A 23400-nucleotide genomic window follows, 5' to 3' on the forward strand; every position below is an offset into this window, starting at 1 on the left:
TGCATTGGCCAGGATTGATACACATGCCGCATGAATATATGCCGGTTTGATGCTGGACGCCGATCCGCTGTCGCTCGGAAACTTTCGTGATAGATCCGCACCCGGCCCATCCCGTCCATCGCACCCTCGCGCGCAAAAAGCCCAGGCCACCGGACGACGCGAAGAGGAGCCATGCCAAGGATCACCAGACGTACGGCACTCACCATGGCCGCGAGCACCGTCACAGCGACTGCGTTAACCCCGGCGACGACCGCGGCGGCGACCGACGCCACGACAGCGGACCGGCCGAGGACACCCGGGCTGAATCCGGTCCTGCGCTGCGACCTGCTCACGCGGGTGACGCCGAGGCACAACTGGCTGGTGACAGCCGTCGCCATCCGGTACGCGGCACTCATCGATCCGCGCGGCGGCGTGATCCCGCCCTCCGCGTTCCGGGTCACCGCCACCGTGGGCGGGAAGACAGCGGCCCGGACGGTGACCCGCGTCTACCCGAACAGCGCGGCCGAGGTGGACGACCGGGCTCACCCTGGACGCCCGGGTGACCACCTGATCATCGAGCTCGACCCCGGCGACGCCAACGCGCGGGCCTCCGGGGCGAACGACCCTCTTCCGCTCGACCGCGCCTACGCGGTCAGGCAGGTGGCCGACGTCAGGGCGCGCGGCAACGGCCCGGTGCTCGCAGCGCATCCGTTCGCCATCCGGAACGATGGAGTCCGCACCCCCGTGGTGGACGACTTCACCGCCGGCTCGTTCACCGACGCCACCGGATTCGAGCTGGACTTCCGTCTCCATCAGCCGACCGGGTACCTGCGGCGTCCCGGGGCGGGCACCCGGTACCCGCTCGTGGTCACTCTGCACGGTGGCGGCGAGGTCGCCGACAACAACATGACCCAGCTCACCGCCAATCGGATAGCGGTCGCCTTCGCCAAGCCCGAACGCCAGCACAGGAACCCGGCGTTCGTACTCGCCCCGCAGATCCCGCTGCCCCGCCCCATGGAGGGCCCGGACGGCACGGACTGGACCGACGCCAGAGTGCAGGGCGCGCTGGTCGAACTCGTCGACGCTGTTACGGCCGCGTACCCGGTCGACGCGGACCGGCTCTACCTCGTCGGTCTGTCGTCGGGCGCGCGGGGAATCCTCAACCTGCTCCCGAAACAGCCCCGCACATACGCCGCGGCCCTCGTCACCGCCGGCTGGGGAGACCCCTCCGTCATGGCCAGGATCACGCACATCCCGCTCTGGGCCGACCACTCCGTCGATGACCCCACCGTCCCCTACAAGGAGGGGCGCTTCGGCAAACCCGGCACCTGGACGCTGATGAACGCACTGGAGAACGCCGGAGCCAAGGTCACCCGCGGTGAATGGGCCAACGACCTGCCAAAGGCGGAGTTCGAGGCCCACTCCCGGGCCCTGCTGCGCCAGGCCCGCCGTACGGGCAGCCACGCGCTGTTCACCAGCTACCCGGTCGGCACGACGCCGGTGAACCCACACGGCGCCTGGGCGCAGACGTACGAGAACGACGTCGTCATCGACTGGCTCTTCAGCCAGTCGCGCTAGTTTCACCGCGCATTCGCACATCGTGCCCGTATGTCTCACCGGAGGTAAGTCGATGCTCCCACCCCGTTGTCCGGCCAGCGCGACGCGGCCGTTAGGCGCCAGATCCCACGCCGTGCTGACGCTGATCGCGCTGACCACCGCCCTCGCCCTGGCGCTGCTGACCCTCTCTGCTCCGCCGGCCGCCGCCGAGCCGCTGTCCCAGAACAAGCAGAACAAGCCCGGGACCGCCGCTGAAACGCTGTCGCGGGGTAACCCCACAGGGGACGCGATCCCGGACCCGACGACCGCTTCGCTGGAGGCCGTGAACGGGCCGCTCACCACCGCCGCCTACACCGTTCCCAACCCGAGCGGATACGGCTCCGGCACCGTCACGTACCCGACGGCCAGCGGCTCGTATCCGGGCGTCGTGCTGATGCCTGGCTATCAAGGCACGCAGCAGAACCTGCAATGGCTGGCACCCCGCCTCGCTTCCTGGGGCTTCGTCGTCATCAACGTCGGCACCAACACGCTCATCGACGATCCCGAATCTCGCGGCCGTCAGATCACCGCTGCCGGAACCCAGCTGCTCGCGCTCGGCAACGCCACCGGCACCCCGATCTCCAGGAAGCTCAACGGCACGCTCGGTGCGGCCGGGCACTCGATGGGCGGCGGCGGCGTGATGGCGGCCCTCCGGGACGACCCCCGTTTCCGGGCTGGTGTGCCCACGGCCCCGTACCACCGGGCGGGGAACTTCTCCTCAGTCACCGAGCCCACCCTCTTCCTGACCTGCGAAAGCGACCCCGTCGCCAACGGCGACACCTACGCGGCGCCCTGGTACAACTCCATGTCCCAGGCCGAAAAGCTCTATATCGAGGTGCCCGGCGACCACCTCTGTCCGATGACCGGCTATGGCAACAAGGCCAAACAGGGCAAGTGGATCGTGTCGTTCTTCAGCCACTGGCTGCGCGCCGACGCCCGCTTCCGCCCCTTCCTCTGCGGCACGGAGCGTGACCCCGACAAGAACAACCCATCCCTCGTCACACGCTGGATGGACACCTGCCCGTTCTGAGCCGGATCGCCCGGAGCGCCCGGGCGAAAAGGCCGTCTTGCCCGGTGCATGCCAATAATGCGACACTCCGGAAATCGTGCCTGCCCGTGAGCCGTTCGGCGAACCGGGCACGACCCACGCTCGGCCGGCTGATCTCGACAGCGAGGGAGTGGCGTGTTAGGCGCACTGAGGTTCAGGCACGTGTCCGTGACGGCGACGGCGGCCGTCCTCGCGCTCCTTCTCCCCGCATGCGGCGGCGACGGCCAACGACGCGGAAGTGGCCCCGCCGCTTCCGCGTCGCTCGACCCCGAGGCGGACTTACGCAAGCAGCGCCTCACCGTCTCGAACTGGGACGGCTATATGCCGAAGGACCTTCCGGCCCGGTTCGAGTCGGCCGTCGGCACACCCATGACCGTCGCCAAGCACAGCACCAACGAGGAGATCATCGCCAAACTGACCGCCTCCGCCGACAGCGGCATCGACGTAGCGTTCGTATCGGGCCAGTACGCCCAGGCGCTCACGGCGCAGGGGCTGCTCGAACCCATCCACCACGATCTGGTCCCGCACCTCAAGAACCTGGACCCGCTCGCCGCCCGGCTCGCCCATGACAAGGGCAACGTCTATTCCGTCCCGTACACCTGGGGCACCACCGGGCTCTGCTACCGCAAGGACCTCGTCGGCTACTCCCCCGACAGCTGGAACGACCTGCTGAAGCCGCGCGCCGCGGTCAAGGGCAAGGCCACCATGCTGAAGACCGAACGCTGGCTCTTCCTCCCCGCGCAGAAGGCGCTCGGCTACTCGGTGAACACCACCGACAAGCAACAGCTCGCCCAGGTCAAGAAGTTGCTGCTCAGCGCGAAGGATGGGCTCCTCGCCTACGACGACACCACGTTCGGCGACCGGCTCACCTCCGGGGAGGCCGTGCTGGCGGAGGCCTGGGACGGCTGGTGCCCGACCGACGACAAGCGGATCGGCTTCGTCGTCCCCAAGGAGGGCAGCGACCTCTGGACCGACACGATGGTCATCCTCAAGTCGTCGAAGAACAAAGAGGCGGCGCACGCCTTCATCGACTACGTCCTCGACGCGAAGGTGCACTCCTGGGTCGCCTCGAACATCTTCTACAAGGTCCCCAACACCGCCGCCATGGCCGAACTCGACCCGGCCCTGCTGAAGAGCTACCCCGCACTCGCCATGCCTCCCGAGCAACTGCTGGGGGGTGAGTCCGTCGTCGACCTCGGGGACGACGCGACGGCGTACACCCGGATCGTCACGGAAGTCACCGCGGGCTGATGGCCCGCCGGGGGAAGGCGGCGGCAAGACCACATGTGCGCGCCCGCGTCGTCCTGCTCGGCCCGGGCCTGTCCTACCTGGCCGTCCTGCTCCTGCTGCCGCTGGCCCTGCTGATCGGCTACACGGTCTTCCGGCGGGGCCGCTTCGGCGGGATCGCGTACGAGGACGGAAGCACCGGCGAGAACTTCGTACGGATCACCGACCCCCTCTATGCCCACGTCCTCACCGACTCGCTGCGCATCGCCGCCGTCACCACGCTGCTCGCGTTTCTCCTCGGCTACCCGACCGCGTACGCGATCAGCCGGCTGCCCGGCAGATGGCGCACGGTCGCCCTGGTCCTGGTCGTGCTCCCGTTCTGGACCAACTTCCTGATCCGTACCTACGCCTGGATCGTGCTGCTGTCCAGCCGCGGTGTGGTCAACTCGGCCCTCATCGGCATCGGAGTGATCGACCGGCCGCTGAAACTCCTCTACACGGAACCCGCCGTCGTCCTCGGACTGCTCTACTCCTATCTCCCGCTGATGGTGCTGCCGCTGTACTCGGCGATCGAGCGGGTCGACCCCCGGCTGCTCGAAGCCTCGGCCGATCTGGGCGCCCGCCCGGCCCGCACGTTCTGGAGCGTGACCCTCCCGCACACCCTGCCCGGCGTGCTGACCGGCTGCGTCTTGGTCTTCGTGCCCAGCCTCGGCAACTTCGTCGTCCCCGAACTGCTGGGCGGCGGGCACACGGTCATGGTCGGCACCCTGATCAGGGACCAGTTCCTTAACGCACGGGACTGGCCGTTCGGCTCGGTGCTCGCCCTCGCCCTCATGGCGTTCCTGGTCCTGCTGCTCATGGCGCAGGCCTGGGCCGGGCGCCGGATGGGCGGCCGCTGATGCGCCGGGCGACGCTCCTCCCGCTGTGGTTGACGTACGCGTTCCTCTACACGCCCGTCGTGGTGCTCGTGGTGATGTCCTTCAACCGCTCGGCAAGCCCCTACGAGTGGTCCGGGTTCAGCACCGCCTGGTACGCCACGCTGGCCGGGGACGACGAGGTCCTGCAGGGCCTGGCCAACACGCTGATCGTGGCCGCGGGCGCGACCGCCCTGTCCACCGTCCTCGGCACACTGCTCGCGGTGGGGCTCGCCCGCCACGCGAGCCGGTCACGGCTGCTGCCCGCCATGTCGGTGCTGCCCGCCGTCCTGCCGGACATCGTGCTCGCGATCGGCCTGCTCGCCTTCTCCTCGCTCGTCTCGGCCACTCTCGGCCTGCACTCGGTGCTGCTCGCCCACACCGTCTTCGGCCTCGCCTTCGTCACGGCCGTCGTGCGCACCCGGATCGCCCACGTCGACCCCTCCCTGGAGGAGGCCTCGCGCGACCTCGGCGCGGGCGAGGTCACCACGTTCCTCCGCATCACCCTGCCGACTCTCGCCCCCGGCATCGTGGCGGGCGCGCTGCTGACGTTCACGCTCTCGCTCGACGAGTTCGTCATCGCCTTCTTCACCGCGGGACCGAAGGATCCCACTCTGCCGATCGTCATCTACTCGATGATCAGGTTCGGCGTGACCCCGGAGATCAACGCGCTCGCCACCCTGCTGCTCGCGGTCAGCTTCACCGTGGTGATCGCCGCCCAGCGCGTCAGCCGGCTGACGGAGGCACTGTGATCCTTATCCATGCCGTCACCCGGCGATTCGGGGAGGTCACCGCCCTGGACGGGGTGAGCCTGGAGATCGAGGAGGGCGAGTTCTTCGCCCTGCTCGGCCCGAGCGGCTGCGGGAAGACGACCCTGCTGCGCGTCCTCGCCGGATTCGAGGCCCCGGACAGCGGCACGGTCGCCCTGGACGGCCGGGACCTGCTGGGCGTGCCCGCGCACCGGCGGCCGGTCAACCTCATGTTCCAGTCGTACGCGCTGTTCCCGCACATGAGCGTGGAGAAGAACATCGCGTACGGGCTGGCGCGGGAAGGGCTCGCCCGGGCGGAGATCGGCGAACGGGTCGCGGCCGTACTCGCCACCGTCGGGCTGACCGCGCAGGCCCGCAGACGGCCGCACCAGCTGTCCGGCGGGCAGCGGCAGCGGGCCGCCCTCGCCCGTGCCATCGTCAAACGCCCCCGTGTGCTGCTGCTCGACGAGCCGCTGTCGGCGCTCGACAAACAGGTCCGCGCCGAGATGCAGCTGGAGCTCAAGCGCCTCCAGCACCAGGTGGGCATCACCTTCCTCGTCGTCACCCACGACCAGGAGGAGGCCATGTCGCTCGCCGACCGGATCGCCGTCCTGGACCGGGGGCGCGTCCAGCAGGTCGACACGCCCGTCGAGCTGTACGGGCACCCCCGGGGCCGGTTCGTCGCGGGCTTCGTCGGCGCCAACAACCTCTTCGCCGGACGGCTGCTGCCCTCCGGCGGACTCGACGTACCCGGCGTCGGTGTCCTGCCCGCCCCGGCCGGTGACACGGCGGGGCTGGTCGGCGTACGTCCGGAGAGCATCCGGCTCGCCGCCCAGGGCGCGGACGCTCACCTGCACGGCACGGTGCTGGACATCAGTTACTTCGGCGGCTCCTCACGGATCGCGGTCACGGTCCCCGGTCTGGACCAGCCGGTCCTGCTGACCGTTCCGGGCCCGGCCACGGTGACCTCGGGGGCCCGCGTCGCGCTGTCGTGGGACCCGGAGAGCGCGGTACTGATCGAGACGACGGGAGACACCCCTTGAGCGGACCCCTGACCATCCTCTTCGCGCCGGAGAGCGCGTACGGCCCGACCAACAACTGCGTCGGCATCGGTGACGTACTGCGCCGACGGGGCCACCGCGTGGTGTTCGCGGCGGAGGCGTCCTGGAAGGGCAGGCTCGCCCCGCTCGGCTTCGAGGAGGCCCTGGTCGACCTGGCCCCGCCGCCCGAAAGCCCCCAGGAGGCGGGCCAGTTCTGGAAAGACTTCGTACGGGACACCGCTCCCGAGTTCCAAAAGCCGACGATCGAACAGCTGGGCACATGGGTCAGGCCGGTCTGGGAGGAACTGATCGCCGGCGCCCAGTACTGCGAACCTCAGCTCAAGAGCATCGTCGACCGGGTCCGGCCGGACGTGATCGTCGAGGACAACGTCATCTGCTTCCCCGCGCTGACCACGGCGGACGTGCCCTTCGTGCGGATCGTCTCCTGCAATCCGCTGGAGGCGAAGGGCGAACACGTTCCCCCGCCCTTCTCCGGGTATCCGGCCGGTGACCGCGCGGGCTGGGCCGCGTTCCGTGCCGAGTACGACCGCACCCACCGCGAGGTCTGGGCCGAGTTCAACGCCTGGGTCGTGGACCAGGGCGCGATGCCGCTGCCCGATCTGGAGTTCATCCACGACGGCGAGCTGAACCTGTACGTCTACCCGGAGATCACCGACTACGCCAAAGCCCGCCCGCTGGGCCCTGCCTGGCACCGGCTGGACTCCTCGGTCCGCGAGACCGACGAGGAGTTCACCCTGCCGCCCCAGGCGGCCGAACGGCCTGAGGGCAGCGCGCTGATCTACTTCAGCCTGGGCTCCCTCGGCTCCGCCGACGTCGGCCTCATGCGCCGGGTCATCGCCTCCCTGGCGCGCACCCCGCACCGCTACATCGTCTCCAAGGGGCCGCTGCACGACGAGATCGAGCTGCCTCCCACCATGTGGGGCGCTGAGTTCCTCCCGCAGACGCGGATCCTCCCGCTCGTCGACCTCGTCATCACCCACGGCGGCAACAACACGACCACCGAGAGCCTCCACTTCGGCAAGCCCATGATCGTGCTCCCGCTGTTCTGGGACCAGTACGACAACGCACAGCGGGTCGCCGAACTCGGCTACGGCGTCCGCCTCGACCCGTACCGCTTCACCGACGCTCAGCTCCATGGCGCGCTGGCGGAGTTGCTCGGTGACACCCGCCTGCGGCACAGGCTGACGGAAGCCTCCATCACCATCCGGGCCCGCGACGGGCTGCGCACCGCCGCCGACCTCATCGAGCGGCACGGCCACGAAAGGGGCGGAACATGAACCTGTCCTTACGGCTCGGCCTCGGCATCGCCGTCCTCGCGGCGCTTTCCGCCTGCGCGGACGGGCCCTCGCCGTCCTCCGACGGCGACTCGCTCCAACTCGCCGTTCCTTCGGCCGTGTTCGCCCCCAAGGAAGAGGTCGCCACCCATGCGGTGGGCGACGCCGAGGGCTATTTGGCCGGGGAGAAGCTGAAAGTCGACGTGATCAACACCGACGGGTCGGTGGCAGCGGTCCAGGCCGTCGCCTCGGGCAGCGCGGACATCGCGCCGGCCGACGCGGGAGCCATCCTCGCCGCACGGGAGAAAGGCATCCCGGTGAAGGCCATCGGGGGCCTGGTACGGAACTGGCCGTGGCGCATGGCCGTCCGGCCCGGCAGTGAGGTCAGGAGCCCGGCCGACCTCAAGGGCAAGAAGATCGGGGTCATCAGCCTCGCCTCCGGCTCGGCCATCTACGCCCGCGCGTACGCGAGCGACGCCGGACTGGACGCGGCCAAGGACATCGACCTGCTGCCGGTCGGCGTGGGCGCACAGGCCCTTGCCGCCCTGGAGGACGGCAAGGTCGACGTGCTCGCCCTGTACACCCAGGCGTACACCACCATCGAGAACACGGGCACCGAACTGCGCTATCTCGACAACTCCGACGCGTTCGACGGCATCCGCTCGCTGACCTACGCGGTGACCGAGAAGACCCTGAAGGAGAAGAAGGACGTGCTGACGCGCTACTTGCGCGCCTCCTACAAGGCATTGCTCTTCTCCGCCGTCAACCCCGAGGCCGCGATGCGCGACGGCTACCAGGCGTTCCCGCAGCTGCTGACCGGCAAGAAGGCCGACGACCGCATCGCCGACGACACCCGGACCCTCGAGGCGTGGATCAAGACCGCGGTCCCCGCCACCGGTGAGCCCGAGAGCTTCAAGGACTGGGGTGCGATCAGCGACAGGGAATGGGACAAGACGGTCGCCTACACCAGGACGGCCGGTCAGATCACCAAGGACGTCCCCCTCGCGGAGCTGTGGGACGGCAGCCTGCTGGGGGGCGCGAACGACTTCGACCCGGCGACCGTGATCGCGAAGGCGAGGGCCGCCGGGTGACGCGGGAAGGCGGGGAGAACACGAGAGCGGGGAGACCATGGACGAAGACCGCTGGATCGAGGTCACTGGACTGCACAAGAGCTACCGGCCGCGCAGATCCGAGCCGACCCAGGCACTCTCGGACGTCACCTTCACGGTCCGACGTGGCGAGTTCCTGTCGGTCGTCGGCCCGTCGGGGTGCGGTAAGACCACCCTGCTCAAGATCCTCGCCGGGATCGTCGCCAGGAGCCAGGGGACGGTCCGCGTCGCCGACCGCGACGTGACGGGGCCGCTGCCCGAGGTGGGCATGGTCTTCCAGACGCCCACCCTCCTGCCCTGGCGCACCGTGCTGCAGAACGTGATGGTGCCCGTGGAGGTGCGGAAGCTCGACGCCCCGGTGTACCGGGAGCGGGCCGAGCGGCTGCTCGCGATGGTCGGCCTCGACGGCTTCGAGGGCAGACACCCGCATGAGCTGAGCGGCGGGATGCAGCAGCGCGCCGGAATCTGCCGGGCCCTGGTGCACGACCCGGCCGTGCTGCTGATGGACGAGCCCTTCGGCGCACTCGACGCCCTGACCCGCGAGTCGATGAACGTCGAGTTGCTGAGGATCTGGCAGGAGAGCGGCCAGACCGTCGTGTTCGTCACCCACTCCATCCCCGAGGCGGTCTTCCTCTCCGACCGGGTCGTGGTGCTCAGCCCCCGGCCCGGCCGCATAGCCGAGATCGTCGACATCGAGCTCGAACGCCCGCGCACACTCGGCGCGATGGCCTCGGAGCGCGCCGGAGTCTTCGTCGAGCGGGTCCGCAGGCATGTCAACGCCACCTGGGTGATCGACTCATGAAGCGGCTCCGCGCATGGCTGCGTGTGGACCCGCGAGACCACCCCGAACTGTTGCTCGCTCCCGGCGTCTTCGTCGTCACCATGCTGGCCTGGGAGTTCGCGGTCCCCGCCTTCGGTATTGACGACTATGTGCTGCCGCGCCCCTCGCAGATCGCCGACGCCCTCCGCACGCAGCTGGCGGACCCGTTGTTCTGGGGACATCTGAAGGTGACGGTCCTGGAGTCGAGTTACGGCTTTCTGCTCGGAGTGGCGGCGGCGCTGGTGCTGGGCACCGCGATCTCCCAGGTGCGGCTGATCGAGCGCACCTTCATGCCGTACGTCGTCGCCTTCCAGACGGTGCCCAAGGTGGCGCTCGCGCCGCTGTTCGTCGTCTGGTTCGGCTTCGGTATGACGAGCAAGGTCGTCATGGCGGCGGTGATCTCGTTCTTTCCCGTGCTGGTCAACGTCATCGAGGGGCTGCGCTCGGCCGACGCCGACCGGATCCAGATGCTCACGGTGTTCGGCGCCGGCAAGTTCCAGGTGTTCCGGATGGTGCGGCTGCCGAGCGCGCTCCCCTTCATCTTCGCCGGACTGGACATCGGGATCGTCTTCTCGATCCTCGGCGCCGTCGTCGGCGAGTTCATCGGCGCGAAGGAGGGACTGGGATACCTCCTGCTGCAGACCAACTACACCTTCGACATCGCCGGGATGTTCGCCGTGCTGGTGGTGCTCTCCGTACTGGGGCTGATCGGCCACTTCATCATCCGGTTCGCCCGGAAGCGGCTCGTCTTCTGGGCCGAGGAGAACCGGGGGATCGGCGCATGACGAACTGAGGACGGCAGAGACAGGAGGTCCGCATGACCGCGTACGACCTGGTGGTGAAGAACGCCCGTGTCGTCACCCATGACCACGATGACGCGCGCCCAGCGGACATCGCCGTCAGCGGAGGCCGGATCGCGGCCGTAGCCTCCGACATCGCCACGGAAGGCGCCCGTCGGGTGGTCGACGCCGACGGCAGGCTGGCGTTCCCCGGTGTCGTCGACGCCCACCAGCACTGGGGGATCTACCACCCGCTGCCCGAGGACGCGGCCACCGAGAGCCGCGCGTGCGCACAGGGAGGCGTCACCAGCGCCCTGACCTACACCCGGACCGGCCGCTACTACCTCAACAAGGCCGGTGCGTACGCCGACTTCTTCCCCGAGGTGCTGGCCGCCGCTTCCGGCCGCGCCCACGTCGACTACGGCTTCCACCTCGCGCCGATCTCGCGCGCTCACATCGACGAGATTCCCGACCTGATCGAGCGGTTCGGTGTCACCTCGTTCAAGGTCTTCATGTTCTACGGCAGCCACGGCCTCCACGGCAGGTCGGCCGACCAGAACGCGTTCCTGATGCTCCCCGAGGACGAGCGGTACGACTACGCGCACTTCGAGTTCGTCATGCGCGGGGTACAGGCCGCCCGCGAGCGGTTCCCCGACCTCGCCGACGAGATCTCCCTCTCCCTGCACTGCGAGACCGCCGAGATCATGACCGCGTACACCAGGCTGATCGAGGAGGCGGGTGACCTGACCGGGCTCGCCGCCTACAGCGCCTCCCGGCCGCAGCACTCCGAAGGGCTCGCGGTCGCCGTCGCCTCCTACCTGGCGCACGAGACCGGGCTGCCCACGATCAACCTGCTGCACCTGTCGTCCCGCAAGGCGGTCGACGCGGCCGTGCGCATGAGCCGGGCGTTCCCGCACATCGACTTCCGCCGTGAGGTGACCGTCGGGCATCTGCTCGCCGACATCACCACCGCACACGGCCTCGGCGGCAAGGTCAACCCGCCGCTGCGGCCCCGTGACGACGTCGAGGCGCTCTGGGAGCACATGCTCGACGGCACCGTCGACTGGGTCGTCAGCGACCACGCGTGCTGCCGCGAGGAGGTGAAGTTCGGCGTGCCCGAGGGCGACGTCTTCCTCGCCAAGGCCGGGTTCGGCGGCGCCGAGTACCTTCTCCCCGGCCTGCTCACCGAGGGAATGAAACGCGGCCTGCCACTGGGCCGGATCGCCGCGCTGACCTCCTGGAACCCGGCCCTGCGCTACGGACTGCGCACCAAGGGCAGCCTCGCCCCCGGCTTCGACGCCGACATCGCCCTGGTCGACCCGGGGCGCACCTGGACCGTGCGCGCCGAGGAGTCGGAGTCGGCGCAGCAGTACACCCCGTTCGAGGGCTTCGAGCTGACCGCCCAGGTCACCGACACCTTCTTGAGGGGCAACCACATCCTGCGGGCGGGCGAGGTCGTCGGCCCACCCGTCGGCGCCTACCTGCACCGTCCGACCGGCCGTCCGACCGGCACCGGCCGCTGAGACACAGACGCCGCGCCCCGGAGCCGTACGAGATGGCCGTTGAGGTTGGTCGCGGTCGAACTTGCCTTCGACCATCCAGGTGAGTCCGCACGCCGCGCCAGCGTGTGGGCCGAGGCGGCGCGGTACGGCTCCAGCATGGCCACTCACCCCGAACCCCAGCCGAACACGGAAATCGCCGGCCGCCAGCCCCTGACGGACCGCAAGGGCTACGACGAGCGCTTCCTGGGCCCGGCCCTGCCGCTGCCCCTGCCAACCGACTCCGGCGCAGAAACGATTACCCTGCCCTACACCCACTTCACCGTCGTCTTCCGCCCGGACCGGCGGCTGGCCGCGGCCACCGCCGTCACGATCGACGGCGCGCAGCTCATCGATGTGCCACGCGAGGACGAGTGGCGCTTCGACCCCCGCCTCCCCGAGGCCCAGCAGGCCGGCCACCCCGTCTACCAGGACAACCCGCTGGACAAGGGACACCTGGTCCGCCGCATGGACCCTGTATGGGGTCCCGACGCGCCCACGGCGAACGACGACACGTTCCACTACACCAACGCCGCGCCCCAGATGAACGTCTTCAACCAGGGCAAACAGCTCTGGCAGGGGCTGGAGAACTTCTTGCTGGACCACGCCGAAGACTTCGACCGCAAGCTGACGGTCTTCACCGGGCCGGTGCTCGAGGACTCCGACCCGCCCTATCGGGGCATCCGGGTACCACTGCGCTTCTGGAAGGTCGCCGCGTTCATGCAGGACGGAGATCTCGCGGCCACCGCCTACGTACTCGACCAGAGCCCCGACCTCACCAAAGACGCCGCCGCCCAAGCCATGGCAGAGGCCGCGCGAGCAGGGGATCCTCCCCCGCTCGGCGCCTTCCGCACCTTCCAGGTACCCGTGGCCGACGTCGCCGACCTCACCGGCCTGGACCTGGGCCCACTGCCGGCCGCCGACCGGCTCCCCACCGGAGTGCGGGCAGAACGGCGCTGGACCCTCCTCGAGTCGTACGACGACATCACCATGCCCAACTCGTAGAAGGCACACGAGGGCGCGACCGAGCCGTGGACAACGCCGTTGGCGGGCGCACGGGCCTTGACGCGGACGTGAAAGCGGCCCGGCGTTGCCCCGACAGGCGTAACGCGCCGTGATCGAAACCGCGCATGGCGTTCGTACAGTGGCCCCATGTGGCGCCTCCCGCAAGCCGGTACCCTCGCCGTCCTCAAGCTCCCGGCCACCCTGCTGCTGGTCACCCTCGCGCTGATGGGCTTCGGCACGCTCCTGTCGGCGGGTGGTCTGACCGTGCTGACGGTGCATCCCACGCGGACCGTCACGCCGACCCCCACCGACACGGACACCACCTCCGGCCCGCCGACCTCGCCACCCACCACGCCACCCACCACGCCGCCGACCTCGCCCGTCACGTCTCCGCCCACCTCCCCGCCATCCGCGCCCGCCACGTCCGCCCCCGCATCGGGCCCACTGGCCCAGGGCACACAGGAGGTGATGGCCAATTCGGCGGCGCTGCTCACCTCCTGGATCGGGCTGATCAGCCAGGTGCTCGGGCTGCTGACGGCGATGATCGGCTTGGCCGCCGCGGGCCGTCGTCCGGCCGCTGAGCCCGCCGACGACGGTAGGTCCGATCCGCCGGGGGACAGACGGCCTCGTCACCAGTGACGGCCGTAATGGTCCCCTCATGCCGTCGGCGTCGTCCTCACCGCGCGGTGTATCCGCCGTCCGCGTAGACCTCCGAGCCGGTCATGAAGGTGGAATCGTCGCTGATCAGGAATGCGACGACGGCTGCGATCTCCTCTCCACGGCCCAGCCTGCCGATCGGGGTGCCGTCCAGCATGGCCTCGTGGCGGGGCGTTCCCTCGTACCGCTCGAGCAGCTGCCGGGTTCCGATGAAGCCGGGGTGCAGGGAGTTGACGCGGACTGCGGATTGCGCCCAGTGGAGCGCCGCGTTCTTGGTGAGCGTGCGGACGGCGCCCTTTGCCGCGTGGTAGGCGGCGCTGTTCCCCATGCCGCCCACGGTGCCGAGGATCGAGGAGAGGTTGACGATCGATCCGCCGCCCGAGGAGGCGATGAGCGGGCCGAGGTGCTTCATGCCGAGCCAGACTCCGGTGGAACCGATCGACATGACCGCCTCCCAGCGGTCGACCGTCTCGTCCTCGACCGTGGCGATGCTGCCGATGGCGGCGTTGTTGATCAGCCCGTCCAGTCGGCCGTACTCACTCCGGATGAAGTTCGCCACGTCGACCCACTGGGACTCATCGGCCACGTCGAGCCGCGCCGTCACATGCCGTCCCGGCGTGCCGTCCAGCTCGGCGGCGAGGGTGGTGCACGCCTGCTCGTCGAGGTCGGTGAGCACCAGGTGGGCGCCCTCCTCCGCGAGTCTGGCGGCCGTGGCCGTGCCCAGTCCCCCGGTGGCGCCGGTCAGGCACACGACCTTGCCTCTGATGCGTTCGTCTATCGCTGGCACCGCAACCCTCATTCATCGGGTCAGCCGAGGCTGACGAGCGTCTTTCCGGTCGTCCGTCCGGCGATCATCTCCGTCAGCGCGTGCGGAGCCGACTCCAGGCCTGTGAACACGGTCTCGCGGTAACGCAGGTCGCCGCTGCGAAGCCACTCGGTCATCCGGTGTCGCATCTGCCCCATGAGATGCAGGTGGCTGCTCCCCCGGAACCCGCGGAGGGTCAGGTCCTTGGACACCGCGAGGAACAGGTTGCGCGGCCCGGCCGGGCCGGACTCGTACTCCGAGATCGAGCCGCACATCGCTACGCGGCCGCCCCTTCTGAGGTGTGACAGGGCGGCTTCGAGGTGGGTCCCCCCGACGGAGTCGAAGTAGACGTCGATCCCGTCGGGCGCGAGGTCGGCCAGGCTTGCTTCGAGGTTTCCTGCCCGGTAGTTGAAGGCGTCGGTGCCCAGGTGGTCGCGCAGCCAGTCCACCTTGTCGTCGGTGCCCGCGCTGGCCACTACCCGATTGCCCGTGAGGCGCGCGATCTGCACGGCCAAGCTGTCCACCGCTCCCGCAGCCGCCGAGACCCAGACCGTTTCCCCGCCTCGGAGCGCGTCCACGACGTGCAGACCGGCGTAGGCCGTCAATCCCATACCGCCGAGCGGGCCGAGATACCACCGCGGCTCGCATGCATCGACGTCCAGGCGGGTCAGGGTGCCGAGTCCGCTCAGCTGCTCGGTCCCCGCGTCCACGACGGCGTACTCGCGCCAGCCCTGGGCGTGCCACACGACGTCCCCCGGGGCGAAGCCCTCGGCCCGGGACTCCGCCACCTCCCCCACGGTCATGATGCCGTCCATGGGGCGGCCGGGAGCGAAGGCGGCGAAGTAGCCGGACGGCGCGTCGGGACGTAGCCGCAGCCGAAGGCCGGGGTCGACGGATGTCCATGTGTTGCGTACGAGCACCTGCCCCGGACCGGGCCGGGGCACAGGGGCCTCGACCACCTCGAAGTCATCCGGGCTGACGCTCCCGGCCGGGTATGTCCTGACCCGGATCTCGCGTCCGCTCCGCGTCATGCCAGTTTCACGACCTTCTCGCTGTCATCGTTCACGCACACGGCTTGGACCATATTGAACCAATATCAGTTTGGTTGGACCAGGGGCAAGGGTGCGGCGGGGCTTCGCGGCAGATGGTGTCCTCCAGCGGCGGCGATCCTGACGGCGGCCTCCCGCCCCTCGGCGATCGCGTGCGCCACACGGCGCGGAACCACGGCGTCGCCAACCGTCAGTACCAAGGGGGCGGCACAGTCCGGGGCGGCGCGCGGGCGGCGCTCCCCCACCACGACGACACGGTCCGCGGGCACGGTGGTGGTCCGTCCGGAGGTGCGGTGAGCGAGCGTGACGCCCTCGGGGCCGATGCCGGTCGCCGTGCACAGCGGCAGGATGTCGAGTTCGCAGGTGCCCGACAGGCGCTCCAGCAGCTGGACGCGGCTCTCGGGCGGGATCGCCCCGGCGAAGGCCGTTCCCGGGGTGACGAAGGTGATGCGGGGAACTCCAGCAGCGACAGCCAGTTCCGTGACGTCGCACCCTGGCCACCAGCCGAACCCGTCGTCGGCCACGAGCACATGGGCGGCGCCTGCCAGCGACGGAACGCCCCGCGCCAGCGCGGCCGACGAGGCCATGGCCCCTGCCGCCAGCAGCGGTGATGTCTCCGACGCGCCCGTGGCCAGCACCACGGCGTCGAATCCTTCGAGTTCAGGCCCCGCGGTCTGCCCGAGACGTACGTCGACGTGCGCGGCGGACAGCCCTCGTTCGTAGAAGCCGAGCAGCGCGGCCCAACCGGTGCGGTGGGGTGCCAGAGCCGCCGTGGCGAGCTGTCCGCCCAGCCGGTCGGCGGCCTCGTAGAGGACGACATCCGCCACCCCGGCGTGGGCGAGGCTCAGCGCGCACTCCAGGCCCGCGGGTCCCGCCCCCACGACGGCGACGCGCTGTGCGGTGGCGTGTGCCGGGCGCCACGCGCGCACCAGCGGTGCGGCGGGGCGACGCGGTTCGCCGGGCGGCGCGAGGTCCGGGTTGACCACGCACAGCAGCACCGGGTCGAACGTCCGGCAGTCCTCGTTGCAGGCCACGCAGGGCCGGACCTCCGGCGCGCGTCCTGTGAGCACCTTGTGCGGCAGGTCCGGGTCGGCGATGAGTGCGCGCGCCATCCCCACGAGGTCGGCTCCGGCCGCCAGGGCGTCGCCGATCGAGGCCGCGGTGCGGAAGGCGTGCGACGCCACGAGCGGCCGGGTGACCAGTGGCCGCAGCCGCGCCAGATCATCCAGCACCGGGGGGCGTTCGGTGGCCATGTCGCGGACGTACGTGCTCCGCACCCCGACGGTGACGTTGACGTAGTCGACCAGCGGGTCGACGCACGGCAGCAGCGTGGCCAGCTCGTCCGGCGTCAGCGCCACGTCCTCCGAGGCGTCGACGCTGAAACGGATGCCGAGCAGCGCGTCGGCCGACAGCCCGCGCATCGCGGCGATCACCTGCTCCAGCACCGCGAGCCCGTCACGCCGCGGGTTCGTGCGCGGGGAGAGGAACTGCTCCAGCAGATAGGCGTGAGCGGCGTGCAATTCGATGCCGTCGAACCCCGCCTCCAGAGCGTGGGCGGACGATACGCGGAACGCCTCCACCACCTCGTCGATCTCGCTGCCGAGCAGAGCACGCGGCGCCGTCGGCTCACGGGGAGAGCGCACGGCCGCGGGCGCGACCGGTGCGTAGTACGACGGCGCACCGAGCGTCTCCCGGCCCAGATGAACAAGCTGGCAGACGGCGACGGCGCCTTCGGCGTGCATGGCCTTCACCCGCTCCCGCAGCGGGCCCACCGCCTCCGGACGATGGAGCTGAAGGATGTTTCCCTGCCGCGGCGCGGACTCCGGCGCCACCGTCGTACCGCCGCAGACCAGCAGCGCCGCGCCACCGGCCGCCAGACGGCCCCAGTACGCGGCGTCGCCGCGTATCGGCAGCCCGTCCCGTACGAAACCGCTGGCGTGGGCCGTGGCGACCAGTCGGTTCCGCAGCGTCGACGAGCCGACGACCAGCGGCGCGGCGGCCGCCGGACGATGTGATGCGGCCATGGGTCCTCCGGCATCGGTCGTGATCGTGACTACGCCTGGGGGACGGCGCCGTCGCCCGCGATGGGGGCGGCGAGGCGTCCTCGGATGAGGTCGGACAGCCGTTCCGCGGCGGCGATGGTCGGCAGGTTCGTGTTGGCCCGTGGCACTTCCGGGAACACGGAGGCGTCGGCGACCCAGAGTCCGTCGAGGCCGAGGACGCGGCCGGACGGGTCGACCACCGCGCGGGGGTCGTCGGGTGCGCCCATGCGGCAGGTTCCGCAGATGTGGCCGGTGTCGCCGATGGTCTCCATCAGCCAGCGGTCGATCGCCGCGTCGTCGGACAGCGTGTCGAGGCTTCGGCCGGTGATGTCGATGGCGATGTGCTCGAAGGCGGTGTCGAACGGTCCGCTGCGCAGCAATTCCAGGCAGCGCTTGACGCCGTCACGCATCCGGACGAGGTCCGAGGGGTCGCTCAGCAGGTCCTGGTCGATCACCGGATGCACGTCGGGGTCGGCGGAGGCCAGGCGGAGCACGCCGCGCGAGAACTGCTGGTTCGCCCACAGGCAGAGCAGGCCGGGACCGCCCGCGGCGTGGCCGCCGCCTACGCCGCCCCAGGTTCCGCCGGTGCCTTCCGCGACGAGGTGGGAGTCGCCGGGGTTCGGGAGGGCGAGCGTCTGGTTGATCGAGGTGATCATCATGTCGTTCTCACCCGCTCCCGCCAGCCCGGAGGAGTAGCGCAGAGCGCAGTTGGCGTGCCGGGCGTTGATGTCGGGCTGCTGTCCGGGCCGGGCGTACAGCCAGAACAGCGCCAACGGATGTTCCTGCATCCCCTCGCCGACCGGGAGCGCCGCCACCGGGCCGTTCGGCCCAATGCCGGACCGCAGCAGGATCGCCGGGGAGTGCACCGCTCCGGCGCACAGGACGACGTGCTGGGCGCGGACGTGCGTCCAGTCGTTCCCCCTGCGCACTCGCACCCCCACGGCCCTGCCTCCCTCGATGAGCACCGTGTCCACCGTGGCGCCGCCGAACACCCGCAGATTGGGGCGCTGTCGGGCCGGTTCGAGGTAGCCGTCGTTGGTCGTGACGCGTGCGCCGTCGCGGGAGCTGATGGCGTACGGCGAGACACCGGTCCCGGTGGGTCCGTTGTGGTCGTCGCACCACGGGTGGCCCCGCCCCAGCGCCGCTTCGGCGAGTGCGTGGTCGGCGGGGCCCCAGTCCTCGCGGCCGAGCCGCTGCACCGGTATGGGGCCGCGATCGCCGTGGTGTGGGCGGTCGCCGAAGTCCGCGTCGTTCTCCATGCGTCGCAGGTACGGCACCATGTCCGCGTACGACCAGCCGGGACATCCGTACGCCGCCCACCGGTCGTAGTCGTCCGGCATGGCCCGGAAGGCGATCATGCCGTTGACCGAGGACGAACCGCCGAGGCCGCGTCCGCGCACATGCGTCCGCGGCGCCTGGGCGCGGCTGCGCCGTGACGTAATGCCCGGCCACTGGAACTCCGCGCAGGCCGTCTCGTCCAGCGCCCGCCAGCCGTTCATGCTGCGCAGCTGCGGTGGAGCGTCGGCGGACCGCCAGTCGCGCCCGGCCTCCAGCAGCACGACCTCGCTGGCCGGATCCTCGCTCAGCCGTGCCGCCAGCACGCTCCCGGCGCTGCCGCCGCCGACGACCACCCAGTCGGCCTCCACTGTTGGTGTCATGGTGCCCCCACCCTCCATCCACGTGCTGGACGACAGAGATTGAATTGACTTCAATTCTGCGGGGAGCGTACTGCCCTGAACGGAACAGCGGCAAGGCTTGTGACGGGCATCGGGCACCGAGACTTCCGCTCGCGCTGCCCTGCTCGGCGGTCGACGCCGCTCGGTGGTCGGAGGTGAGCGGGCTCGCGGTCAGACGTTGCGCCGGTATTCCCCGCCGACCTCGAAGAAGGCTTCGGTGATCTGCTGCAGGGAGCAGACCCGGGCGGCGTCCATCAGCGCCGCGAAGACGTTGCGGCCGCTGGTGGCGGCTTCCTTGAGGGTACTCAGGGCGGCGGGTGCCTGCTCGCGGTGGCGGTCCTGGAACTCGTGGACGCGCTTCAACTGGGACTGCTTCTCGTCCTCCGTGGCGCGGGCCAGCTCCACGGCCACCTGGCCCTGATCGGTGTCGGCGTCGGGGTGGCGGAAGGTGTTGACGCCGATGATGGGCAGGGTGCCGTCGTGTTTGCGCTGCTCGTAGAGCATGGACTCGTCTTGGATACGGCCGCGCTGATAGCCGGTCTCCATGGCGCCGAGCACACCTCCGCGCTCGCTGATCCGCTCGAACTCGCGCAGCACCGCCTCCTCCACGAGGTCGGTGAGCTGGTCGATGACGAAGGAGCCCTGCAGCGGGTTCTCGTTCATCGCCAGGCCCCATTCCCGGTTGATGATCAGCTGGATGGCCAGGGCGCGGCGCACCGAGTCCTCGGTGGGCGTGGTGACGGCCTCGTCGTAGGCGTTGGTGTGCAGGCTGTTGCAGTTGTCGTAGATGGCGATCAGCGCTTGCAACGTGGTGCGGATGTCGTTGAAGTCCATCTCCTGGGCGTGCAGGGAGCGTCCGGAGGTCTGCACGTGGTACTTGAGCTTCTGACTGCGCTCGTTCGCCCCGTAACGTTCCCGCATGGTCACCGCCCAGATGCGGCGGGCCACCCGGCCGAGCACGGAGTACTCCGGGTCCATGCCGTTGGAGAAGAAGAACGACAGGTTGGGGGCGAAGTCGTCGATGCGCATGCCACGGGCGAGGTAGGCCTCGACGTAGGTGAAGCCGTTGGCGAGGGTGAAGGCGAGCTGGCTGATCGGATTGGCCCCGGCTTCGGCGATGTGGTAGCCGGAGATGGACACGGAGTAGAAGTTGCGCACCTCCTTCTCGATGAACCACTCCTGGATGTCGGCCATCATCCGCAGGCTGAACTCGGTGGAGAACAGGCAGGTGTTCTGGCCCTGGTCCTCCTTGAGGATGTCGGCCTGCACCGTGCCCCGGACGCTGCGCAGCACATGGCCCCGGATCCGCTCCGCTTCCTCGGGGGCCGGCTCGCACCCGTGCTCGGCGGTATGGGCGTCGAGTTGCTGGTCGATCGCGGTGTTGAGGAAGAAGGCGAGGATGGTCGGCGCAGGCCCGTTGATCGTCATGGACACCGACGTGGTGGGCGAGGTCAGGTCGAAGCCGTCGTACAGCGCCTTCATGTCCTCCAGGGTCGCCACCGACACACCCGAGGTGCCCACCTTGCCGTAGATGTCGGGGCGCAGGCCCGGGTCGCGGCCGTAGAGGGTGACCGAGTCGAAGGCGGTGGACAGCCGGGTGGCCTCGCTGTCCTCGGAGAGGTAGTGGAAGCGGCGGTTGGTACGGAACGGATCGCCCTCACCGGCGAACATCCGCGCCGGGTCCTCGCCCTCCCGCTTGAACGGGAACACGCCCGCGGTGAACGGGAAGAACCCCGGAAGGTTCTCGGCACGGAGGAAGCGCAGCAGTTCTCCGTGGTCGGTGTAGCGCGGCAGCGCCACCCGGGGGATGCGGTTGCCGGACAGCGACTCGCGCACCAGGGTGGTGCGCAGCTCGCGGTCGCGTACGGTCACGACCAGCTCGTCGCCGGAGTAGTCGCTCACGGTCTGCGCCCAGTCGGCCAGCGGTCGGCGCGCTTCGGGTGCGAAGCCCTCCTCGGCGTCCTTCAGCAGCTTTTCGACGTCATCGGTGTGCGCACCGGCCGCCGCGAGTTCGTCGCGGACGGCGGCCAGGCGCTGGATCCGGCGGGCTTGCCCGGCCAGGTCGTCGGTTCGCTCGTGATAGCCGCGCACCGTGTCGGCGATCTCCGCCAGGTAGCGCACCCGGGACGGGGGCACGATCTGGGTGGCGCCGCTGGAGTGCCGCAGCGTCACCGTAGGAAGCGCTCCGGTCCCCACCGGCAGGCCACGTTCGGCGAACAGATCCCGTAGATGCTGGTAGAGCGCGGTGACCCCGTCGTCGTTGAAGGTCGAGGCGCTGGTTCCAAACACCGGCATGTCTTCCGGCCGCTGCCCGAACGCCTCCCGGTTGCGCACCAGTTGACGGCCCACGTCGCGCAGCGCGTCCTTGGCTCCGCGCCGCTCGAACTTGTTGATGGCCACCACGTCGGCGAAGTCGAGCATGTCGATCTTCTCCAGTTGGGAGGCCGCACCGAACTCCGGCGTCATCACGTACAGCGACAGGTCCACATACGGGACGATCGCGGCGTCCCCCTGCCCGATGCCCGGCGTCTCCACGATCACCAGGTCGAAACCGGCCGCCTGACAGGCCGCGATGGCATCCGCCAGACCGTCTGGGACCTCGCGTCCGCCGCGGGTGGCGAGCGAGCGGAAGAACACCCTGTCGCCGTCGAGGCAGTTCATCCGGATCCGGTCGCCCAACAGGGCCCCGCCACCGCGCCGCCGGGTCGGGTCCACGGCCAGCACCGCCACCTTGAGCCTGCCGCCCTGGTCGATACGGAGTCGGCGTACCAGCTCGTCGGTCAGCGAGGACTTTCCCGAGCCGCCGGTGCCGGTGATGCCGAGGACCGGCGTCCGGCGGGACGCCGCGGCTTCGCGTACGACGCGCAGCTCAGCGTCGGCCACCGCACCGGCCTCCAGGCCGGTGAGCAGCCGGGCCAGCGCCTGCCTCTCCCCCGCCAGCACCTTGTCCGGGGCGGCCGGGGCCAGATCCCACAGGGCGGTGTCGCACGCCTCGACCATCGAGTTGATCATCCTGGCCAGGCCGAGGCGCTGACCATCCTCCGGGGAGAAGATCCGCACCCCGGCGCTGGCCAGCCGGGCGATCTCGTCCGCGACGATGACCCCGCCGCCACCGCCGAAGACCTTCACATGCCCGGCGCCACGTTCGCGGAGCAGTTCCACTAGGTACTCGAAGTACTCGACGTGTCCACCCTGGTAGGAGCTGACGGCCACGCCCTGGACGTCCTCCTCCAGCGCCGCCGTCACCACCTCGTCGACCGAGCGGTTGTGCCCGAGGTGCACCACCTCGGCCCCCTGGGACTGCAGGATGCGGCGCATGATGTTGATCGCCGCGTCGTGCCCGTCGAACAAGCTGGAGGCCGTGACGAACCGGACCGGGTGCTTCGCTCGGTAGAGGGGCTCGGTAGGGACGGCAGCAGACACGATGTCCTCCAAGTGGCCGCCGACAGGCGGTACGAACCAGCGAGGTCGAGGCAATTACTCAACGTGATGTACTAGGAAGACCTAGTAAATCTGTTGGCGACGGACCGCACAAGCCGAATCCGGTGTGCGTCTGATCTCGCTGACAGTTTCAGCTCTCGCGGGTCTTGACCTCCTCGGTGAGCTGCGGGACGACCTCGAAGAGGTCGCCGACCACGCCGTAGTCGACCAGGTCGAAGATCGGGGCCTCGGCGTCCTTGTTGACGGCCACGATGGTCTTCGAGGTCTGCATACCGGCCCGGTGCTGGATCGCGCCCGAGATACCGGCGGCGATGTAGAGCTGCGGGGAGACGGTCTTGCCGGTCTGGCCGACCTGGTTGGTGTGCGGGTACCAGCCCGCGTCCACCGCCGCGCGCGAGGCGCCGACCGCCGCGCCGAGGGAGTCCGCGAGGGCTTCCACGATGGGGAAGTTCTCCGCGCCGCCCACGCCACGGCCACCGGAGACCACGATCGCGGCCTCGGTCAGGTCCGGACGGCCCGTCGACTCACGCGCGGCGCGGGAGACGACCTTCGTGCCGGTGGCCTGCTCGGAGAACGACACCTCCAGCGCCTCGGCGGCACCCGCGGCCGGAGCGGCCTCCGGCGCGGCCGA

General features: G+C 70.0%; 19 protein-coding genes. 13 read left to right on the top strand and 6 right to left on the bottom strand.

From position 1 onward, the window contains the following. Positions 1-204: 204 nt before the first annotated feature. The 13 genes from ACWC5C_RS32245 (at position 205) to ACWC5C_RS32305 (ending at position 13738) form a co-directional block, all read left to right on the top strand. Entirely contained in the window at positions 205-1557 is a 1353-nt protein-coding gene (locus tag ACWC5C_RS32245; RefSeq protein ID WP_450881211.1) for a PHB depolymerase family esterase, read from the top strand. Between the two features lie 112 nt (positions 1558-1669). After that, the gene (locus ACWC5C_RS32250) at positions 1670-2605 is read left to right on the top strand and encodes a poly(ethylene terephthalate) hydrolase family protein (RefSeq protein WP_450881213.1); all 936 of its coding nucleotides are present in this window, start codon (positions 1670-1672) and stop codon (positions 2603-2605) included. A 180-nt stretch (positions 2606-2785) separates the two neighbouring features. Continuing rightward, the gene (locus ACWC5C_RS32255) at positions 2786-3874 is read left to right on the top strand and encodes a polyamine ABC transporter substrate-binding protein (protein ID WP_450881215.1); all 1089 of its coding nucleotides are present in this window, start codon (positions 2786-2788) and stop codon (positions 3872-3874) included. Then, positions 3874-4749: an ABC transporter permease gene (locus ACWC5C_RS32260; RefSeq protein WP_450881217.1), complete on the top strand. Its 876-nt coding sequence runs from the start codon at positions 3874-3876 to the stop codon at positions 4747-4749. The genes ACWC5C_RS32255 and ACWC5C_RS32260 overlap by 1 nt, the downstream gene beginning before the upstream one ends. Next, positions 4749-5516 (top strand): ABC transporter permease, encoded by a 768-nt coding sequence (locus tag ACWC5C_RS32265; protein WP_450881219.1) that lies wholly within the window; start codon positions 4749-4751, stop codon positions 5514-5516. The genes ACWC5C_RS32260 and ACWC5C_RS32265 overlap by 1 nt, the downstream gene beginning before the upstream one ends. Further along, complete coding sequence (locus ACWC5C_RS32270; protein WP_450881221.1) at positions 5513-6556, top strand: ABC transporter ATP-binding protein; 1044 nt, start codon at positions 5513-5515, stop codon at positions 6554-6556. The genes ACWC5C_RS32265 and ACWC5C_RS32270 overlap by 4 nt, the downstream gene beginning before the upstream one ends. Next, the gene (locus tag ACWC5C_RS32275; RefSeq protein ID WP_450881223.1) at positions 6553-7851 is read left to right on the top strand and encodes a glycosyltransferase; all 1299 of its coding nucleotides are present in this window, start codon (positions 6553-6555) and stop codon (positions 7849-7851) included. Before ACWC5C_RS32270 ends, ACWC5C_RS32275 begins: the two co-directional genes overlap by 4 nt. Further along, entirely contained in the window at positions 7848-8939 is a 1092-nt protein-coding gene (locus ACWC5C_RS32280; RefSeq protein ID WP_450881225.1) for an ABC transporter substrate-binding protein, read from the top strand. The genes ACWC5C_RS32275 and ACWC5C_RS32280 overlap by 4 nt, the downstream gene beginning before the upstream one ends. Positions 8940-8976: 37 nt before the next feature. Then, positions 8977-9759, top strand: coding sequence for an ABC transporter ATP-binding protein (locus tag ACWC5C_RS32285; protein WP_450881227.1), 783 nt, complete (start codon positions 8977-8979; stop codon positions 9757-9759). Beyond that, positions 9756-10562, top strand: a complete 807-nt coding sequence (locus ACWC5C_RS32290) for an ABC transporter permease (RefSeq protein WP_450881229.1) — start codon at positions 9756-9758, stop codon at positions 10560-10562. The genes ACWC5C_RS32285 and ACWC5C_RS32290 overlap by 4 nt, the downstream gene beginning before the upstream one ends. 32 nt (positions 10563-10594) lie before the next feature. Beyond that, positions 10595-12079: a dihydroorotase gene (locus ACWC5C_RS32295; protein ID WP_450881231.1), complete on the top strand. Its 1485-nt coding sequence runs from the start codon at positions 10595-10597 to the stop codon at positions 12077-12079. A gap of 39 nt (positions 12080-12118) precedes the next feature. Continuing rightward, positions 12119-13099: a DNA/RNA non-specific endonuclease gene (locus ACWC5C_RS32300; protein ID WP_450881233.1), complete on the top strand. Its 981-nt coding sequence runs from the start codon at positions 12119-12121 to the stop codon at positions 13097-13099. A gap of 147 nt (positions 13100-13246) precedes the next feature. Next, positions 13247-13738: a hypothetical protein gene (locus ACWC5C_RS32305; RefSeq protein WP_450881235.1), complete on the top strand. Its 492-nt coding sequence runs from the start codon at positions 13247-13249 to the stop codon at positions 13736-13738. Positions 13739-13775: 37 nt separating this feature from the next. Here the strand turns inward: ACWC5C_RS32305 and ACWC5C_RS32310 are convergent, their stop codons facing one another. From ACWC5C_RS32310 to ACWC5C_RS32335, 6 genes are all read right to left on the bottom strand, one after another. Next, the gene (locus ACWC5C_RS32310) at positions 13776-14543 is read right to left on the bottom strand and encodes an SDR family NAD(P)-dependent oxidoreductase (protein ID WP_450881237.1); all 768 of its coding nucleotides are present in this window, start codon (positions 14541-14543) and stop codon (positions 13776-13778) included. A gap of 20 nt (positions 14544-14563) precedes the next feature. Further along, a complete protein-coding gene (locus ACWC5C_RS32315; protein ID WP_450881239.1) occupies positions 14564-15592 on the bottom strand; it encodes an NADP-dependent oxidoreductase in 1029 nt (342 codons plus the stop codon). A 65-nt stretch (positions 15593-15657) separates the two neighbouring features. Then, on the bottom strand, positions 15658-17634 hold the full coding sequence (locus ACWC5C_RS32320) for an oxidoreductase (protein WP_450881241.1): 1977 nt from the start codon (positions 17632-17634) through the stop codon (positions 15658-15660). Positions 17635-17663: 29 nt separating this feature from the next. Next, positions 17664-19310, bottom strand: coding sequence for a GMC family oxidoreductase (locus ACWC5C_RS32325; RefSeq protein WP_450881243.1), 1647 nt, complete (start codon positions 19308-19310; stop codon positions 17664-17666). Between the two features lie 189 nt (positions 19311-19499). Then, positions 19500-22751 carry a fused isobutyryl-CoA mutase/GTPase IcmF gene (gene icmF / locus ACWC5C_RS32330; protein ID WP_450881245.1) on the bottom strand — a complete coding sequence of 1084 codons (3252 nt, stop codon included), beginning with the start codon at positions 22749-22751 and terminating at the stop codon, positions 19500-19502. 148 nt (positions 22752-22899) lie between these two features. Further along, on the bottom strand, positions 22900-23400 hold a 501-nt coding region (locus tag ACWC5C_RS32335), incomplete at its 5' end, for an electron transfer flavoprotein subunit alpha/FixB family protein (RefSeq protein WP_450881247.1).

The sequence above is a fragment of the Streptomyces sp. NPDC001700 genome (assembly GCF_053596435.1).

Bases quoted from the DNA above. Each gene is read 5' to 3' on its own strand.
- ACWC5C_RS32245 (WP_450881211.1), top strand. From the start codon at position 205: ATGGCCGCGAGCACCGTCACAGCGACTGCGTTAACCCCGGCGACGACC.
- ACWC5C_RS32260 (WP_450881217.1), top strand. From the start codon at position 3,874: ATGGCCCGCCGGGGGAAGGCGGCGGCAAGACCACATGTGCGCGCCCGC.
- ACWC5C_RS32265 (WP_450881219.1), top strand. From the start codon at position 4,749: ATGCGCCGGGCGACGCTCCTCCCGCTGTGGTTGACGTACGCGTTCCTC.
- ACWC5C_RS32280 (WP_450881225.1), top strand. From the start codon at position 7,848: ATGAACCTGTCCTTACGGCTCGGCCTCGGCATCGCCGTCCTCGCGGCG.
- ACWC5C_RS32285 (WP_450881227.1), top strand. From the start codon at position 8,977: ATGGACGAAGACCGCTGGATCGAGGTCACTGGACTGCACAAGAGCTAC.
- ACWC5C_RS32290 (WP_450881229.1), top strand. From the start codon at position 9,756: ATGAAGCGGCTCCGCGCATGGCTGCGTGTGGACCCGCGAGACCACCCC.
- ACWC5C_RS32295 (WP_450881231.1), top strand. From the start codon at position 10,595: ATGACCGCGTACGACCTGGTGGTGAAGAACGCCCGTGTCGTCACCCAT.
- ACWC5C_RS32305 (WP_450881235.1), top strand. From the start codon at position 13,247: ATGTGGCGCCTCCCGCAAGCCGGTACCCTCGCCGTCCTCAAGCTCCCG.
- ACWC5C_RS32315 (WP_450881239.1), bottom strand. From the start codon at position 15,592: ATGACGCGGAGCGGACGCGAGATCCGGGTCAGGACATACCCGGCCGGG.
- ACWC5C_RS32320 (WP_450881241.1), bottom strand. From the start codon at position 17,634: ATGGCCGCATCACATCGTCCGGCGGCCGCCGCGCCGCTGGTCGTCGGC.
- ACWC5C_RS32325 (WP_450881243.1), bottom strand. From the start codon at position 19,310: ATGACACCAACAGTGGAGGCCGACTGGGTGGTCGTCGGCGGCGGCAGC.